Raw genomic sequence first — 16,932 nt, 5'->3', positions numbered from 1 at the left:
GCCGCGGGCACGAAACACCCCGGAATTGAGGAGTTCGGGCGCCCAACGCGGCGGATGCCGGCGCCCGACGCGGCGGATGCCCGGCACCCACCCGGCGGGTGCCGGCGGCCGCGGTCAGCGCGCGCGCGGCGTGAACGCGAGCGGCGCCTCGCGGATGCGGTCTCGGGCCGACTCGATCGCGCCGAGCACCACGACCTCCGCGCCGAGGGTGCTCGCGACGACCTCGGGCGTCGGCGGCTGGAACTCGCGGTCGAGCACCCGGCGGGCCTCCCGCAGCACGGGTTCCACCGCGTCGGCGATCGCGCCCGCGATGACGACGCGCTCGACGTCGAGCAGGCTCTCGAGCACCGCGGCGAACCGCGCCACCCGCTCCCCCAGCCGCGCGATGATCTCCCCGGCCACCTCGTCGCCCTCGGCCGCGGCCGCGAAGACGTCCTCGGCGCCCGCCTCGGCCGTGAGGCTCGTCGCGGCGCCGGCGGCGACCGCATCCGCCGCCCAGGTGCGCGCGAGGGCGGCGATGCCTGCCGCGGATCCCGCGCCCTCGACGACGCTGAGGAAGCGCATCTCGCCCACCCCGCCGCGCGCACCGCGGAGCAGGCGACCGTCCACGATGACCCCGGCCCCCAGCCGCTCGCCCGACAGCACCGTCACCACGTGCTCCAGACGCGCCCCGCCGCCGTGGATGCGCTCGGCGATCGCGGCGAGGTTCGCATCGTTCTCGACGACCGCGGCCGCCCCGGGCACGAGGTCGTCGAACCCGGGGTTCATGGCGGCCCAGTAGCCGTGCTCGCCCTCCGGCGAGCGTCCGTCCGCATCCACCGGCGCGGGCACGCCGACGACGACGAGCAGCACGTCCGACGGCACGCCGCCCGCGGCCGCCACGGCCGCCTCGAGCACGGATGCGGCGACCGCCCGCCGCGCGGCGCCGTCCTCACCGTGCGAGCCCGAGCGTTCGGCGAGGATGCGGCCGCGGAGGTCGGCGACGGCCGCCGTGATGCGGTGCTCGCCCGCGTCCACCGCGGCGATGAGTCCGGCGTCGCCGCGCAGGCGGTACCGGCGGGCGGGTCGCCCCTTCACCGTGAGTCCGGCGGCGCGGCTGTCCGCGACCTCGTCGAGCCAGCCGGTGTCGACGAGGTCGTCGCACACGGTCAGCACCGTCGAGCGAGTGAGACCGGTCGCGGCCATCGCCTCGGCCGCGGTGAACTCGTCCGCATCCAGCGCGAACCGCACCACCGCCTCCGAGTTCATCCGGCGCAGCAGCTGCGGCGAACTCGCCGAACCGAGAGTCATGTTCCCGACAATACAAGAGGTTGACGGGCGCGCAGGCGGGTGCGACAGTGGTCTCCACGCTTAGATACGGGCTTTAGATTTACTGCTTGGATCTATGCGCTTCCACCCCCGGGAAGGACGATGATGTCTGCACTCTCGAGGCGCACCAGACGCCTGACGGCCGCCGCCATCGGCGGCGCACTGCTCTCACCGCTGCTCGTCGCATGCGGTCCCGGCTCCGGCCCGGAGCCGATCCACTTCACCTTCAGCAAGCGCGAGGCGATCGACTTCATGAACGACGTCGTCGCCGAATACAACGACTCGCAGGACGAGTACGTCGTCGAGATGGACACCTCCGGCATCGACGTCGTCTCGGCGAGCTTCGTCCGCGGCAACCCGCCCGATCTCATGCTCGCGAACTACAACCAGGAGGTCGCGCGGTTCGTGCAGCGGTGCGCGCTGAAAGACCTCTCCGAGACCGAGGCGGCCGCCACCATCCGTGAGGACATGCAGCCGCTGCTCGAGCAGTACGGCGTCTGCGAGGGTCGCACCACCGCCCTCCCTTACTCGGTCATGGGCGCCTCGGTCATCTACAACATGGAGATCTTCGAGCAGCAGGGCCTCGAGGTGCCGCAGACCTGGACGGAGCTGCTGGAGGTGTGCGACGCGCTGAAGGCCGCCGGCATCCCGCCGTTCTACGCCACGTTCGCCGACGCGTGGACGGTCAACCAGGGCTGGTTCGACTACGCGGTCGGCGGCTCGATCGACGTGCTGGACTTCTACGAGCGGCTCGCCGAGGAGGGCGAGGACGTCGGCCCCGACTCCGAGGTCTCGTTCCAGAAGGACTTCCTCGAGCCGGTCGAGAAGATGCAGCTCCTCGCCGCCGAGTACACGCAGCCGGGCGCGAAGGGCCGCGGCTACGACGCCGGCAACGTCGGCTTCGCCAAGGGCGAGGGCGCGATGCTGCTGCAGGGCCCATGGGCGTTCGGTGAGATCGCGAAGACCGCGCCCGACCTCGAACTCGGCACGTTCCCGCTGCCGATGACCGACGACCCCGCCGACCTCAAGGTCCGCGTGAACATGGACCTCGTCACGATGATCCCCGAGGAGGCCGCGAACCCCGACGGCGCCTACGACTTCCTCGAGTTCCTCTTCGACCCCGAGCGCATCCAGGCCTACAACGAGTCGCAACTCGGGTTCGTGCCCACCACGACCGGACAGGACCCGAGCGACCCGCGGATCGCGGGGATGATCGCGTACTACAACGAGGGCGCCGTCTACCAGGGCCCCGGCGTGCTGAACCCGCGCGCCATCCCCACCGAGAACTACGCGCAGGCCCTCGCCCTCGGATCGGATGCGGAGGGCATCCTGCGCACGATGGACGCCGACTGGGCGCGCCTGGCCTTCCGCCAGCCGGTCGCCGCCGGCAGCGAGGAGACCGACCGATGAGCGAGACGACCACGATCGTCACCGGCAGCGACAAGCCGGTCCGCCGCGGCGGGCGGGTGGAGCCGATCTACTACGCCTTCCTGCTCCCACCGCTGATCCTGCTGACCCTCGCGATCACGCTGCCCGGGGTGATCGGCATCTTCTTCAGCTTCACCGACTCCATCGGCCTCGGCGACTGGAACTTCATCGGCTTCACGAACTACATCGCCGTGTTCAGCGACCCGGCGGTGCTCTCGAGCTTCCTGTTCACGTTCGGCTTCTCGTTCGTGACCGTGATCCTCGTGAACGTCCTCGCGTTCCTCCTCGCGGTCGGGCTCACCGCCCGCATCCGGATGAAGACCGGGCTGCGCGCGGTGTTCGTCATCCCGATGGTCGTCTCGGGCATCATCATCGCCTACGTCTTCCAGTTCCTCTTCCAGAACAGCCTGCCGGCCGTCGGCTCGGCGCTCGGCATCCCGTTCCTCTCGGAGAGCATCCTCGCCAACCCCGACCTGGCGTGGCTCGGCATCGTGATCGTCACCGCCTGGCAGGCGATCCCGAGCGCACTGCTCATCTACATCGCCGGGCTCCTGTCGGTGCCGGGCGACGTGTACGAGGCCGCATCCATCGACGGCGCCTCGAAACGGCAGCAGCTGCTGCGCATCACGGTGCCGCTCGTTGCCGGATACGTCGTCATCAACGTGATCCTCGGGTTCAAGAACTTCCTGAACGCGTACGACATCATCGTCGGCCTCACCGGCGGCGGCCCCGGCACGTCCACCCGCAGCATCGCGATGACGATCATCCGCGGGTTCCAGACCGGCGACTACGCCTACCAGATGGCCACCGCGACGCTGTTCTTCATCGTCACCGTGGTCATCGCCGTCCTCCAACTCTCGGTCACCCGCGGAAGGAACGCACTCTGATGGCCACGCAGACCGCACCCGCGGCGAACACCAGATCCGTCGTCGTCCCCGACCCCGGCCGTCGACGCGGCAGCCGGGCCGAGCGTTCGAGATGGTCGACCACCGTCATCCTGCTGCTGTGCGCGGTGACCGTGCTGCTGCCGCTGTACGTCACCGTGTCGATGGCGTTCAAGACCTCGGGGCAGGCCGTCGACGGCAACGCCTTCAGCCTGCCGATGCCGTTCAGCATCCAGGGATTCATCGACGCCTGGAACCTCACGAAGTTCCCGGTCGGGTTCGCCATGTCGTTCCTCGTCACGGCCGGCACCGTCGTCGCGACGATCATCCTGTCCGCGTTCGCGTCGTACGCGATCGTCCGCAACTGGGACCGCCGCTTCTTCCGCTGGTCGTTCTTCTACCTGCTCGCGGCCATGTTCATCCCGTTCCCGGTCGTCGCCCTGCCGCAGATCCAGCTCACCGGACGCGTCGGCCTCGACAACCCGCTCGGGGTCATCCTGCTGGCCACGATGTTCCAGATGAGCTTCAGCATCCTGCTGTTCACCGCGTTCCTGCGCTCCATCCCGATGGAGCTCGAGGAGAGCGCCCGCATCGACGGCGCCTCGACCTGGCAGGTGTTCTGGCGGCTCATCTTCCCGCTGCTCGCACCCATGAGCGCGACCGTCGGCATCTTCGCGTTCCTCTACGCGTGGAACGACTTCATGATGCCGTCGCTCATCATCTCGGATGCGGACCTGCAGACGCTGCCGGTGCGGCAGAACCTCTTCCAGAACCAGTTCTCGAGCCAGTACAACGTCGCCTTCGCCTCGTATCTCATGGCGATGGCGCCGGCGATCATCGCGTACCTGTTCGCCCAGCGATGGGTGATGGAGGGCGTGACCCAGGGAGCATTGAAGGGATGACGGTGACGACGACCCCCACGGCCGACTGGTGGCGGCAGGCCACCGTGTACCAGGTGTATCCGCGCTCGTTCGCGGACGCGGACGGCGACGGGATCGGCGACCTCCGCGGCATCGCGTCGCGGGTCCCCTACCTGCAACGGCTGGGGGTGGATGCGGTGTGGCTCAGCCCCTTCTACCCCTCGCCGCTCGCGGACGGCGGCTACGACGTCGCCGACTACCGTGGGGTGGACCCGCGCATCGGCACCCTCGACGAGTTCGACGAACTCATCGCGGCGCTGCACGACGCCGGGATCCGGATGATCGTCGACATCGTGCCGAACCACTCCTCCGATCAGCATCCGTGGTTCCAGGAGGCGCTGGCCGAAGGGCGCGGGAGCGCCGCCCGCGACAGGTACATCTTCCGCGACGGCCGCGGCGAGCGCGGCGAACTGCCGCCCGCCGACTGGACCAGCGTGTTCGGCGGGCCTGCGTGGGAACCCGTCGGCGACGGGCAGTGGTACCTGCACTCGTTCGCCACCGAGCAGCCGGACTTCGACTGGGACCACCCGGAGGTGCGCGAGGACTTCCTACGCACCCTGCGGTTCTGGTCCGACCGCGGCGTCGACGGATTCCGCATCGACGTCGCCCACATGCTGGTGAAGCACCTGCCCGACCCGCTGCCCACACAGGCGGAACTGGAGGCGATGGACGGCGCCGACGGGCGGCACCCGCTCCGCGACCGCGACGAGGTGCAGGAGGTGTACGCCGAGTGGCGGCGACTCTTCGACGAATACGACCCGCCCCGCACCGCGGTCGCCGAGGCGTGGGTCGCGAACGCCGAACGCCGCGCCCGGTACGCCGCGCCGACGAGCCTCGGGCAGGCGTTCAACTTCGACCTGCTGAACGCCGACTTCGACGCGGCGCAGTTCCGCGCCGTGGTCACCGACAACCTCGCGCAGGTCGCCGCATCCGGGTCGTCGTCGACCTGGGTGCTGTCGAACCACGACTCGGTCCGGCACGCGAGCCGGTACGGGCTGCCGCCCCTCGGCGGCCGGACCGATAAGAAGCAGGGCGTCGAGTGGATCCTCGCCGGCGCACCGGCCGACGGCGTCGACCTCGCCCTGGGCCTGCGGCGTGCGCGGGCGGCGACGCTGTTCATGCTCGCCCTCCCGGGGTCGGCGTACCTGTACCAGGGCGAGGAGCTCGGTCTCCACGAGGTGGGCGACCTGCCGCCCGAGGCGCGGCAGGACCCGGCGTACCTGCGGTGCGTCGGCCAGGACGGCTGGAGCTTCGACGGCCTCGGCCGAGACGGATGCCGGGTGCCCCTGCCGTGGACCCGCGGCGGGTCGTCGTTCGGGTTCGGCGACGACGGCGCGTGGCTGCCGCAGCCGACGTGGTTCGGCGACGTGGCGGTCGAGGCCGAGAACGGCGTCCCCGGCTCGACCCTGGAGCTCTACCGCGACGCGCTGCGGCTGCGCCGCGAGCTGCAGGGCGCCGAGGACCTCGTCTGGGACGAGGCGGCCGCATCCGTGCTGTCGTTCACCCGCCCCGGCGGCTGGCGCACGGTCACGAACTTCGGCGATGACCCCGTGCCGCTCCCGGACGGCGAGGTGCTGCTCGCGAGCGCCCCGGTCGAGGCCGGGCGGCTCCCCGCCGCGACGACGGTGTGGCTCCGCGTGCGCTGAGGGCGGATGCGGCGGCGCGCCGTCAGCGGACGCGACGGTGCTGCGCGAGCTCGATGAGGCGCGGGAGCACCCGGCCGGTGCGCAGGCCCGAGTGCTCGTGCTCGCTCGTGACCCAGGTCTGCACGCCGGGCATGAGCGCCGCGGTCTCGAGCGAGAACTCCACCGGCACGTAGACGTCGTTGACGTAGATCGCGGCGGCGCCGGTCGGGTCTGCCTCGCGGATGCGGTCCGCGTCGTAGATCCGCGGCCAGGGGTGCGCGGCGAGGATGTCGACGACCTCGGCCCAGGGCTGGAACGCCGGCACCGTCTGCGCCCACTCGCGGCGGACGTGCTCGCCGGTGAGGAGGGTCACGTCGTCCCGGTAGTCGGCGGGCTCGGTGCGCTCGGCGGACCACTCCGTGGCGAACCCGTCGGCGTAGCTCGACTCGTGGAACACGAAGTACAGCGGGTTGCGGCCGCCGAACGGCAGCGCGGCGGCGAGGTCGTACCGGAAGGCGTTCGTCGCAGGGTCGTGCTCGAGCAGCGACCACAGCGTCTGCCAGCCGTTGTCCCCGCCGAGCAGCGACCCGATCGACCGCAGCCGGGAGCGCGACACCACCTCGCCGCCGGGGAGGACGATCCGGCCGGCGTCGGCGAGGTCGACGAGCCGTCGCATCGCGTCGCGGTGCGCGGGGAACCGGCGGTAGTACCGCTCGGTCATCACGCGCATCTTGTCGTAGCACAGCGCGTACACGTCGTCGGGGTGGCGGCCGATCGCGCTGAGCCCGCCGGTGATGAAGACGTCGGCGAGCGAACCCGCATCCGTCGACAGGTAGGCGAGCGTCGTGAACCCGCCGAACGACTGCCCCAGGGTGCTCCAGGTCTCGGCGCCCAGATGCTCGCGCATCGCCTCCGCGTCGCGGACGATGCTGTCGGCGCGCAGATGCGTCAGGTACTCGGCGACCTCGGCGGCGGACAACTCGTCGAGGATGCCGTCGGACACCGGCGTGGACCTGCCCGTGCCGCGCTGGTCGAGGAGCACCACCCGGTAGTGGGCGAGCGCGTCGTCGAGCCAGCCCGGGTTCGTCGGGGCGTGGAACGGGCTCGGCGCCTCGTTGCCGGGGCCGCCCTGCAGGAACGTGAGGAACGGCAGCTGCTCGCCGCCCTCACGGCTCACCACTGCGGCGTGCACCGTGATGGTGCGGCCATCGGTGGGGTCGCCCCAGACGAGCGGCACCTCGATGAGGTGGTCTTCGACGGTCAGGTCCTGCATGCGGCGAACGGTGGTGGGCATCCCTCCACGCTACGCCTGCCGCTTCTCAGGCCAGCAGGTGCTCGAGCAGGATGCTGACGCCGATGCCGATGAGCACGAGTCCGCCGACGACCTCCGCCGGCTTCTCGAACCGCGTGCCGATCCGGTGTCCGACGAGCACGGCGGCGAAGGAGCACAGGAACGTGACGACGCCGATCACGGCGACGGCGAGCCAGATCGACACGTCCCACACGGTGAGGCTCACCCCGACGACGAGCGCGTCGATGCTCGTCGCGACCGCGAGCACGACGACCTCGCGCGCGGTGAACCGGTCCTCCGGCTCCACCGCGTCGTCGTGACGGCCCGGACGGGCCTCCCACAGCATCCGGAGTCCGAGGAGGACGAGCAGGACGAACGCGATCCAGTGGTCGAACGGGGCGATGAGGTCGGCGAACGCGCTGCCGAGGAGCCAGCCGATGAGCGGCATGAGCGCCTGCGCGACGCCGAAGGCCAGCGCGAGCACGAGGCCGTTGCGCACCACCGCGCCGCGCAGCGAGAGCCCCCGGCCGAGGGCGACGGCGAAGGCGTCGGCGGACACGCCGAGGGCGAGCAGGAGCAGGGTGACGAACGGCACGACGGGATCCGGATCCGGGGAGGGGATGGCCCACGCGGCTGGCCGTCGGCGCGTGGCGGGGAGTGGCTCAACGCACCGGCGGACGCGGCGGGAGCCCTCCCAGTCTTCCGGCCCGGACGGGCACGCCCCAAACCGAGCGGCGGATTCTCATCCTTTCGGGACGCCGAATCCCGTGCGGCTCAGCGGAGGAACTGCGCCGGGTCGAACTCGTCGATCGGGATGATGCGCACGCGCGGCAGCTGCGCGTCGAACGCGCCCGCGTCGTACTCCAGGTCGTACAGGCGCACGCCCGGGATCTGCGCGAACGCGGCGTTGCGGAACTCGTCGAACGCCAGCACGCCGAGGCGGCGGGAGCCGTCGGCGAGCGCGCCGATGTCGTCCACGAAGTCGCCGTCGTGGCTGACGAGCATGACGTCGTCCTGCCGGTCGCGCAGCGCCTGCAGCGTCCGCTGGATGGCGATGTCGACGACCTTCTCGTCGGCGTCGCCCGACAGCGGCACCGGCTGGAAGCCCATCGCCAGCAGCGCCTGCACGAACGGCATCGGCAGGTTCGTGGAGGCGTTGAGGAAGAACAGGCCGTTCGCCTGCTGGTTCCAGGTGCGCGCGATGAACGACAGGATGCGGTCCCACCGGGGGCGTTCGTCGGGCTGCGGCCGGCGTCCGAGGATCGAGCTGCCGAGGGTCGCGTCGATGTTCTCCCCGTCGACGAGCACCCACGTCGTGCGTTCGCTGGCCACTTGCATCCTCCTCGACGCGCGGGCGCGCGGTCCCGCTCATCCTATGCGGGGGCGCATGGGCACCGGCCGACGGCCGGCCCGTGTGACACGCGGGTTTCGACAACCGGGAGCCGCTGGGTTAGCCTGACGTCGCGTTCATTAGGCATGCCTTACCTAACTCATCGAGACGGGCTGCGGGCGATCCCCCCGGATCCCGAACGCGTCCTTCGTCGCGCCCGCAGCCCGTCGTCCCACGCCAAGGAGGCACCCCCATGTCCAGATCACGTCCCCTCGTCGCGCTCTCGCTGTTCGCGGCATCCGCGATCGCCCTCGCCGGCTGCGCCGCTGCGGAGGCGGAGCCCGCCGCCGAGACGGTCGCGCCCGCCACCTCGGTCGAGATCGAGGACAACACCGGCACGCACACGATCGACCTGCCCCCGACCTCGGTGGTGGCGCTCGACAACCGCACCTTCGAGACCCTGTCGGACTGGGGCGTCGAGCTGAGCGCCGCCGCGGTGTCGCTCATGCCCGCCACGAACCCCTACAAGACCGACGAGTCGATCCTCGACATCGGCAACCACCGCGAGCCGAACCTCGAGACGCTCGTCGCCGTCGAGCCCGACCTCGTCATCAACGGGCAGCGGTTCACGCAGTACCAGGACGACATCGCCGCGCTCGTCCCCGACGCCACCATCATCGACCTCGACCCCCGTGAGGGTGAGGACTTCGGCGCCGAGCTGAAGCGCCAGGTCACCGTACTCGGCGAGATCTTCGGCAAGCAGGCCGAGGCCGCGGAGCTCGTCGACGGGTTCGACGCCGCGGTCGAGCGCGTGATCGACGCGTACGACGCGGACGACACCGTGATGGCCGTCACCACCTCCGGCGGCGAGATCGGCTACATCGCCCCGACCGTCGGGCGCACGCTCGGCCCGGTGTTCGACCTGCTCGGGCTGACCCCCGCGCTGCAGGTCGAGGGCGCCACCGACGACCACCAGGGCGACGACATCTCGGTCGAGGCCATCGCGGACTCGAACCCGGACTGGATCCTCGTGATGGACCGGGATGCGGCCGTCTCGGCCGACGACCCGGCGTACACCCCCGCCGCCGACATCCTCGAGAACTCCGAGGCGCTCGCGGGCGTCACCGCGGTCGCCGAGGGCCGGATCGTGTACATGCCCGCCGACACCTACACGAACGAGGGCATCCAGACCTACACCGAGTTCCTCAACGCGCTCGCGGACGCGCTGGAGTCGGGTCGCTGACCCCTGGGGCGCCGCCTCGCACGCGGCGCCCCACCCGCATCCCTCCCATGTCTGCATCCCCCCGCACCCCGTCCCGCGCGCGGACGCGCGGGCGCCTCCTCGACGGCCGCCTGCTGATCGGCTGCGCCGTCGTGCTCGGCCTGCTCGTCCTCTCGCTCTTCACCGGCGTGTACGACGTCGTCGGCGCCGACGACGGCGCCGCCATGTTCGCCGTCACCCGCATCCCACGCACGATCGCCCTCGTGCTCGCCGGTGCCGCCATGTCGATGTGCGGCCTGCTCATGCAGCTGCTCAGCCAGAACCGGTTCGTCGCCCCCACGACCACCGGCACGACCGAATGGGCCGGCCTCGGCCTCATCACCGTGATGGTGCTCCACCCCGGTGCCGGCATCCTCGAACGCATGGGCGGCGCGATCGCCGCCGCCTTCGTCGGCACGATGGTGTTCTTCCTGTTCCTGCGCCGCATCTCGCTGCGCTCCTCGCTCACCGTGCCCCTCGTCGGCATCATGCTGGGCGCGGTCGTCGGGTCGGTCTCCACGTTCGTCGCGCTGCAGACCGACATGCTGCAGAACCTCGGCGTCTGGTTCGCCGGCAGTTTCACCTCGGTGCTGCGCGGCCAGTACGAGCCGCTGTGGATCGTCGTGGCCGTGACCGTAGCGGTCTTCATCGCCGCCGACCGGTTCACCCTCGCGGGGCTCGGCAAGGACATCGCCACCGGCGTCGGATTGGATCACGACCGGGTGGTCCTCCTCGGCACCGCCCTCGTCGCGATCGCCACCGGCGTCGTCACCGTCGTGGTGGGCAACCTCCCGTTCCTCGGCCTCATCGTGCCCAACGTGGTCTCGATGGCCCGCGGCGACGACCTGCGCAGCAACCTGCCGTGGGTGTGCCTGCTCGGGATCGCCGTCGTCACCGTGTGCGACCTCATCGGCCGGACGGTCATCATGCCCTTCGAGGTGCCGGTGTCGCTCGTGCTCGGCATCGTCGGCTCGGTCGTGTTCGTCGCCCTCATCCTCCGGCAGCGGCGCCGTGGCTGAGCTCGCAGGCACGGCGCGCCGATCCCACACCGCTCACGCCCTTCCCACCCGTCGGGCCCGGCGTCGCTACGCCCTCACCGTCGGCATCCTCGCCGTGGCGGCGATCGCGATCACGGTCGTCCTCCTCGCCTGGGACAACCCGATGCCCTTCGGCTCCGCCGGGTTCCTGCGGATCGCGGAACTGCGGACGACCGGCGTCATCGTGATGGCCGTCGTGGCGTGCTGCCAGGGGGTGGGGACGGTCGCGTTCCAGACCGTGACCGAGAACCGCATCCTGACCCCGTCGATCATGGGGTTCGAGGCGCTCTACGTCGCCGTGCAGACCACGGCCGTGTACGTGCTGGGGACGGCGGGGGTCCTGGCGTTGCAGGGCGTCGGCCAGTTCCTCCTGCAGGTGGCGCTCATGGTGGGCTTCGCGCTGCTGCTCTACGGCTGGCTGCTCTCCGGGCGGCGCGGCGACCTGCAGGTCACGCTCCTGGTCGGCATCGTCATCGGCGGCGGGTTGGGCTCGGTCTCCGCGTTCATGCAGCGCCTGCTCACCCCGAGCGAGTTCGACGTGCTCTCCGCCCGGTTGTTCGGCAGCGTGTCGAACGCGGATGCGGCGCTGCTCCCGGTCGCCGTCCCGCTCGCCGCCGTCGCGCTCGTGCTCCTTTGGAGTCGCTCCCGGCGGCTGAACGTGATCGCCCTCGGCCGCGACGCCGCCACGGCGCTCGGCCTGCAGCACCGGCGCGAGCTCATCTGGACGCTCACCCTCGTGTCCGTGCTCATGGCCGTGTCGACCGCGCTCGTCGGACCGTTGACCTTCCTCGGGTTCCTGGTCGCGACGCTGGCGTACCAGTTCGCCGGCACCGCGGACCACCGGTACGTGTTCCCGGTCGTCGCGCTCACCGGCTTCGTGGTGCTCGCCGGCGCGTACGTCGTGATGAAGCACGTGTTCGACGCGCAGGGCGTCGTCTCGATCATCATCGAGTTCGTCGGCGGCGCCGTGTTCCTCCTCATCCTCCTCAGAAAGGGCCGCCTGTGATCACGCTCACCGACGTCCGCAAGGACTACAGCTCCGAGGTCGCGATCGGCCCCGTCTCCGTCACTCTGCCGGCGGGCGGCATCACGGCGCTCGTGGGCCCCAACGGTGCGGGCAAGTCCACGCTGCTGACGATGATCGGACGGCTCCTCGGCACGGATGCGGGCACGATCGAGGTCGGCGGGCACGACGTCGCGAAGACCCCGTCCCGCGACCTGGCGAAGCTCCTGGCGGTCCTCCGGCAGGAGAACCACGTGGTGGCCCGGCTCACCGTGCGCCAGCTGGTCGGGTTCGGCCGGTTCCCCCACTCGAAGGGCCGGCTGACCGCGGCGGACGAGGCGCACATCAGCGACGCCATCGACTTCCTCGGCCTCACCGACCTCGAGGGACGCTACCTCGACGAACTCTCCGGCGGGCAGCGGCAGCGCGCCTACGTGGCGATGGTGCTCGCCCAGGACACCGACTACGTGCTGCTGGACGAGCCGTTGAACAACCTCGACATGAAGCACGCCGTCGACACGATGCGCCACCTCCGCCGCGCCGCGACCGAGCTGGGCAAGACGATCGTGATCGTGCTGCACGACATCAACTTCGCCGGGCACTACGCCGACCACATCTGCGCGGTGAAGGACGGCGCGGTGGTGCGGTCGGGACCGCCGGCGGAGATCATGACGGATGCCGTGCTCACCGAGATCTTCGACACCCCGGTGCGCGTCATCGACGGCCCGGACGGCCCCCTCGCCGTGTACTACCGGGGCGACTAGGTGATTCACGCAGTCCGTCGCCGGCCCTCATTAGGCTGACCCTTCGGGCCTGGGCACCGTCGAAGGAGCGTCGCGCATCCGCGCGACGCCGGAGCCGCCCGTTCCGAGGTGCGTCACGTGAGAACCCTGTGGTCACGACTGCTCGCCGGACTCGTCGCACTCTCGGTCGGCCTCGCGGGTGCACTCGTGAGCGTGCCCGCCCTCGCAGCGGAATCACCGGACGCCGCCACGACCGTCGACGCCGCGACCGCCGCCGCGGCGGGAGCCCCGTCCGAGGTGACCTCGTGGGCGGTCGCGGTGCTCGCGGCCGGCGTGTTCGGCGTGCTCTCGAACCGCCGTCGCCGCCGGGGCTGACCCGGCCGCCTGGCACGGCGGTCCCCGGGACGCCACCCGTTGACACCCGCCGCCGGCCCCCGTTGCCATGGACGCATGGATCCACGGGAACGCGCCGCGCCGTCGGCGCCGCTGCAGGAATGGCTCGACCGGCTCGCGCAGAAGGACGGCGCACCCGGCGGCGGATCCGCATCCGGGGTGCTGCTGGGGATCGGCGCGGCCCTCCTCGCGATGGTGCTCGCCTACAGCGACCCCGACGACGAGCACGGGCTCCGCGTCCGGGCGGACGCGCTGCGGGCCGATGCGCTGCGCGACACGCTCGCGGATGCGGCGGCCTCCGCCGGACTCGGCGCCGCCCTCGCCCGCCCGACCGACGACCCCGACCGCGACGCGGCGATCCGCGAGACGTGCGAGACCGGGGCCCGCACCTCGGTGCAGCTCGGCGAGACCGGCGACGCGCTCGTCGCGCTCCTCACCGAGACCGCCCGCCACACGGCGGCCGGCGTACGGGCCGACCTCGGCGTCGCGGCCGAGGCGATCACGGCGGGCCTCGGCGGTGCGCTCATCAACCTCCGCGGCGACCTCGCGCTCATCGCCCGGCACGGCGGCGACGAACCCGGCGACCTCCTCGCGGCGGCGGAGCGGATGGACGCCGCACGCATCACCGCGGCCGCGCAGGCGACAGACGTCCGCGAGGGCTGAGGCGGCTGCGTAGGCTTCCTGGGTGCCCACGAAGATCCTCCTCGACTGCGACCCCGGCCACGACGACGCGATCGCGCTGTTCCTCGCCGCCGGCAACCCCGACATCGACCTCGTCGCGGTGACGACGGTCGCCGGCAACCAGACGCTCGCCAAGGTCACCCGCAACGCGCTGGCCGTGGCATCCGTCGCCGGGATCACCGGGGTGCCCGTCGCCGCCGGGTGCGACCGGCCGCTGGTGCGCGCACAGGAGACCGCGGCCGAGACCCACGGGGAGTCCGGGCTCGACGGGCCGGTGCTCCCGGAGCCCACCGGCGGACTCGATCCGCGTCACGGGGTGCAGCTCATCATCGACACGGTGCGGGCGCACGGGCCGGGCGAGCTGACCCTCGTCGCGACCGGCGCGCTCACGAACCTCGCCCTGGCCGCCCGGCTCGCCCCCGACATCGTCGCTCGCGTGCGCGAGGTCGTGCTCATGGGCGGCGGCACCGCCGGCGGCAACTGGACCGCGGCGGCGGAGTTCAACATCCTCATCGACCCGGAGGCCGCGCACATCGTCTTCACCGCCGGGTGGCAGGTCGTCATGGTCGGTCTCGACGCCACCCACCAGGCCCTCGCGACCCCCGAGGTCGTCGAACGGATCGCCGCCGTCGGCACGGGCCCCGCCCGGTTCGTGCTCGAACTCCTCGACTTCTTCGGCCGCAGCTACCTCGAGACCCAGGGCTTCGAGCACCCGCCCGTGCACGACCCGGTGGCGGTCGCCCGCGTCATCGACGCGGCCGTCGTCCCGGCCGAGCGGGTGCCGCTCGCGGTCGAGCTGACCGGCACGCACACCCTCGGGATGACCCTCGCCGACCGCCGCGCCCCCGCGCCCGCCGACTGCCGCACGTTCGCCGCGACGGGCATCGACCACGGCCGGTTCTGGGGCCTCGTCGTGGACGCGCTCGAGCGCATCGGCGACCCCGCCTGACGTTCACAACTCAGGCAGAATCACCGTTTCGGCCCCGATCCGGCCGCCGGAGGCCGATTCTGCCTGAGTTGTGCGCAGGCGGCCGGTGCCTCCGGGGGCCCGTGCCGCGGGTCAGGCGTAGGCGTCGAGGCGGCGCAACGGCGGCTGGGCACCGAGCCGGGTGACGGCGTCGGCGCCGACCGCGCAGGCCGCGCGCAGCGCGCGCTCGGGCTCCCAGCCGGCGTGCAGCGCCAGGGTGAGCGCGGCGCAGAACGCGTCGCCCGCACCCACCGAGCTCACGGCCGTGACGCTCGGCGCGGCGGCCCGGGCCACCTCGGCGCCGTGCTCGAGGATCGCGGCCCCGGCGGCGCCGTAGGTGACCGCGACCCGGCGCGCGCCGCGCACCTCGGGCAGCAGCCCGTACTCGGTCTCGTTCACGATGATGAGATCCGCCCGCGCGACGAGCGCCCCCGGCAGCGGCCGCGCCGGGGCGGCGTTCACGGCCAGGAACCCCGGCACGACCTCGGCGAGCGCCGCGACCGTCGCCTCGGGGATCTCCTGCTGGGCCAGCACCGCCTCGGCCGGGTCGAAGTCCACCCCGTCGACCGTCACGGTGTCGTTCGCGCCAGGGCACACCACGATCTGGTTCTCGCCCGCCGCGTCGACCGTGATGAGCGCGGTGCCGGTCGGCTCCTCGCCGAGCCACACCGCCGAGGCGTCCACCCCCGCATCCTGCAGGTTCTGCAGCATCGCGCGGCCGTCGTCGTCGTCACCGACCGCGCCGACCATCCGCACCCGGGCACCGAGCCGCGCGGCGGCGACAGCCTGGTTCGCACCCTTGCCGCCCGCATCCCGACGCAGCCGACCGCCCAGCACGGTCTCGCCGGCGCCGGGGAGGCGCTCGACGGATGCGGTGACGTCGACGTTGATGCTGCCCACCACGCAGAGGGGGCCGAAGATCTGTGGCATCCGTCCATTCCACCACGGGCGTCCGGCGGGCACCGTGTCACGAACCGGCAACACGGGCGGGATATAACCGAAGGATGCCCGTGACCCGACGGGCGCTGAAGACTGGAGCCCCATGGACGACCGCCTGCCCGTGTACCTCGACTGCGACCCCGGCGTGGACGACAGCCTCGCGCTGGCCTACCTGCTGGCATCGCCGAACGTCGAGGTGGTCGGCATCGGCACCGTCAGCGGCAACACCTCGGCCGCGCAGGCCGCGCAGAACGCCCTCGACCTGCTGGCGCTCGCGGGCCGCCCCGACATCCCGGTGGCGCTCGGCGCGCACGACCACGTCGACCACCCGTACGGCGGCGGCGCCGCCTGGGTGCACGGAGAGAACGGCGTCGGCGGCGTGGAGCTGCCGCGGGCGACGACGGCGCTCGACCCGCGCTCGGCCGCGCAACTGCTCATCGACCTGTCGCACGAGCACGCCGGCCGGCTCGTGCTGCTCACGATCGGCCCGCTGACGAACATCGCGCAGGCGCTCGAGGCCGACCCGACGCTCCCGTCGCGGATCTCCCACGCCGTCGCCATGGGCGGTGCCGCGCATGTGCCGGGCAACATCACCCCGGTCGCCGAGGCCAACGTCTACAACGACCCGCAGGGCGCCGAGGCGCTGCTGGGCGCCGACTGGGACGTCACGCTCGTGCCGCTCGACGTCACCATGGAGCACGTGCTGACCGAGGCGCAGCGGCAGCGGCTCCTGGCATCCGAGCGTCCCTTCGTCCGCGCGATCGGCGAGATCCTCGACCACTACTTCGACTTCTACCTGCCGACCTACGGCGAGCGCGCCTCGGCGCTGCACGACCCGCTCGCGGCCGTCATCGCCGCCGGTGCTCTCGCACCGAGCGTCGCCCCGCGCGTGCCGGTGCAGGTGGACACCTCCTGGGGCCCGGGCCGCGGGCAGACGATCGCCGACCTGCGCGGGCAGCGCCTGGGCCCCCGCGACCACGACGGCGTCCGCACCCTCGTGGTGCTGCGGATGGACGGGCCCGTGGGCGAGCACCTGGTCGACACGATCCTCGCCGGCTGACCGGCGCGGTGCCCGAACTCCTCAGTTTCCGCCTCCGTCCGCCGGTCGCCGCCCGGACAGCG

Annotated in this window: 17 protein-coding genes; 12 read left to right on the top strand and 5 right to left on the bottom strand. The window is 72.0% G+C overall.

Features of this window, described 5'->3' with window-relative positions; translation table 11 throughout:
• Positions 1-114 precede the first annotated feature (114 nt).
• Positions 115-1,290, bottom strand: coding sequence for an ROK family protein (locus ACWAUO_RS14985; RefSeq protein WP_460776575.1), 1,176 nt, complete (start codon positions 1,288-1,290; stop codon positions 115-117).
• A 123-nt stretch (positions 1,291-1,413) separates the two neighbouring features.
• On the opposite strand from ACWAUO_RS14985, the gene ACWAUO_RS14980 reads away from it, so the two are divergent.
• From ACWAUO_RS14980 to ACWAUO_RS14965, 4 genes are read left to right on the top strand one after another with little or no spacing between them, the layout of a single operon-like run.
• Positions 1,414-2,718: an ABC transporter substrate-binding protein gene (locus ACWAUO_RS14980; protein ID WP_460776574.1), complete on the top strand. Its 1,305-nt coding sequence runs from the start codon at positions 1,414-1,416 to the stop codon at positions 2,716-2,718.
• Positions 2,715-3,623, top strand: coding sequence for a carbohydrate ABC transporter permease (locus tag ACWAUO_RS14975; RefSeq protein WP_460776572.1), 909 nt, complete (start codon positions 2,715-2,717; stop codon positions 3,621-3,623). Before ACWAUO_RS14980 ends, ACWAUO_RS14975 begins: the two co-directional genes overlap by 4 nt.
• Complete coding sequence (locus ACWAUO_RS14970) at positions 3,623-4,522, top strand: carbohydrate ABC transporter permease (RefSeq protein WP_460776570.1); 900 nt, start codon at positions 3,623-3,625, stop codon at positions 4,520-4,522. The genes ACWAUO_RS14975 and ACWAUO_RS14970 overlap by 1 nt, the downstream gene beginning before the upstream one ends.
• Positions 4,519-6,186, top strand: coding sequence for a glycoside hydrolase family 13 protein (locus ACWAUO_RS14965; protein ID WP_460776569.1), 1,668 nt, complete (start codon positions 4,519-4,521; stop codon positions 6,184-6,186). Before ACWAUO_RS14970 ends, ACWAUO_RS14965 begins: the two co-directional genes overlap by 4 nt.
• A 22-nt stretch (positions 6,187-6,208) precedes the next feature.
• Here the strand turns inward: ACWAUO_RS14965 and ACWAUO_RS14960 are convergent, their stop codons facing one another.
• The 3 genes from ACWAUO_RS14960 to ACWAUO_RS14950 form a co-directional block, all read right to left on the bottom strand.
• A complete protein-coding gene (locus ACWAUO_RS14960; RefSeq protein ID WP_460776568.1) occupies positions 6,209-7,459 on the bottom strand; it encodes an alpha/beta fold hydrolase in 1,251 nt (416 codons plus the stop codon).
• 25 nt (positions 7,460-7,484) lie between these two features.
• Entirely contained in the window at positions 7,485-8,051 is a 567-nt protein-coding gene (locus ACWAUO_RS14955; RefSeq protein WP_460776566.1) for a manganese efflux pump MntP, read from the bottom strand.
• A gap of 179 nt (positions 8,052-8,230) precedes the next feature.
• Positions 8,231-8,794 (bottom strand): NYN domain-containing protein, encoded by a 564-nt coding sequence (locus tag ACWAUO_RS14950; protein ID WP_460776564.1) that lies wholly within the window; start codon positions 8,792-8,794, stop codon positions 8,231-8,233.
• 245 nt (positions 8,795-9,039) lie between these two features.
• Between ACWAUO_RS14950 and ACWAUO_RS14945 the strand changes: the two genes are divergently transcribed.
• The 7 genes from ACWAUO_RS14945 to ACWAUO_RS14915 all read left to right on the top strand — a co-directional run bounded on the left by ACWAUO_RS14945 (position 9,040) and on the right by ACWAUO_RS14915 (position 14,853).
• Positions 9,040-10,029 carry a siderophore ABC transporter substrate-binding protein gene (locus ACWAUO_RS14945; protein WP_460776562.1) on the top strand — a complete coding sequence of 330 codons (990 nt, stop codon included), beginning with the start codon at positions 9,040-9,042 and terminating at the stop codon, positions 10,027-10,029.
• Between the two features lie 47 nt (positions 10,030-10,076).
• The gene (locus tag ACWAUO_RS14940) at positions 10,077-11,066 is read left to right on the top strand and encodes an ABC transporter permease (RefSeq protein WP_460776560.1); all 990 of its coding nucleotides are present in this window, start codon (positions 10,077-10,079) and stop codon (positions 11,064-11,066) included.
• Positions 11,059-12,090: an iron chelate uptake ABC transporter family permease subunit gene (locus ACWAUO_RS14935; RefSeq protein ID WP_460776558.1), complete on the top strand. Its 1,032-nt coding sequence runs from the start codon at positions 11,059-11,061 to the stop codon at positions 12,088-12,090. The genes ACWAUO_RS14940 and ACWAUO_RS14935 overlap by 8 nt, the downstream gene beginning before the upstream one ends.
• The gene (locus ACWAUO_RS14930; RefSeq protein WP_460776557.1) at positions 12,087-12,851 is read left to right on the top strand and encodes an iron ABC transporter ATP-binding protein; all 765 of its coding nucleotides are present in this window, start codon (positions 12,087-12,089) and stop codon (positions 12,849-12,851) included. The genes ACWAUO_RS14935 and ACWAUO_RS14930 overlap by 4 nt, the downstream gene beginning before the upstream one ends.
• 117 nt (positions 12,852-12,968) lie before the next feature.
• Positions 12,969-13,205, top strand: a complete 237-nt coding sequence (locus ACWAUO_RS14925; protein ID WP_460776556.1) for a hypothetical protein — start codon at positions 12,969-12,971, stop codon at positions 13,203-13,205.
• Positions 13,206-13,280: 75 nt separating this feature from the next.
• Entirely contained in the window at positions 13,281-13,886 is a 606-nt protein-coding gene (locus ACWAUO_RS14920; RefSeq protein WP_460776554.1) for a cyclodeaminase/cyclohydrolase family protein, read from the top strand.
• Between the two features lie 22 nt (positions 13,887-13,908).
• Entirely contained in the window at positions 13,909-14,853 is a 945-nt protein-coding gene (locus tag ACWAUO_RS14915; RefSeq protein ID WP_460776552.1) for a nucleoside hydrolase, read from the top strand.
• A gap of 111 nt (positions 14,854-14,964) precedes the next feature.
• Here the strand turns inward: ACWAUO_RS14915 and ACWAUO_RS14910 are convergent, their stop codons facing one another.
• Positions 14,965-15,801, bottom strand: a complete 837-nt coding sequence (locus ACWAUO_RS14910) for a ribokinase (protein ID WP_460776551.1) — start codon at positions 15,799-15,801, stop codon at positions 14,965-14,967.
• Between the two features lie 112 nt (positions 15,802-15,913).
• On the opposite strand from ACWAUO_RS14910, the gene ACWAUO_RS14905 reads away from it, so the two are divergent.
• Positions 15,914-16,870 (top strand): nucleoside hydrolase, encoded by a 957-nt coding sequence (locus ACWAUO_RS14905; protein ID WP_460776550.1) that lies wholly within the window; start codon positions 15,914-15,916, stop codon positions 16,868-16,870.
• Positions 16,871-16,932 lie beyond the last annotated feature (62 nt).

Source organism: Microbacterium sp. GXF7504, from assembly GCF_054798235.1.
Note: the sequence above shows the minus strand (reverse complement) of the source record. Positions and strands in the feature narration are given on the sequence as shown.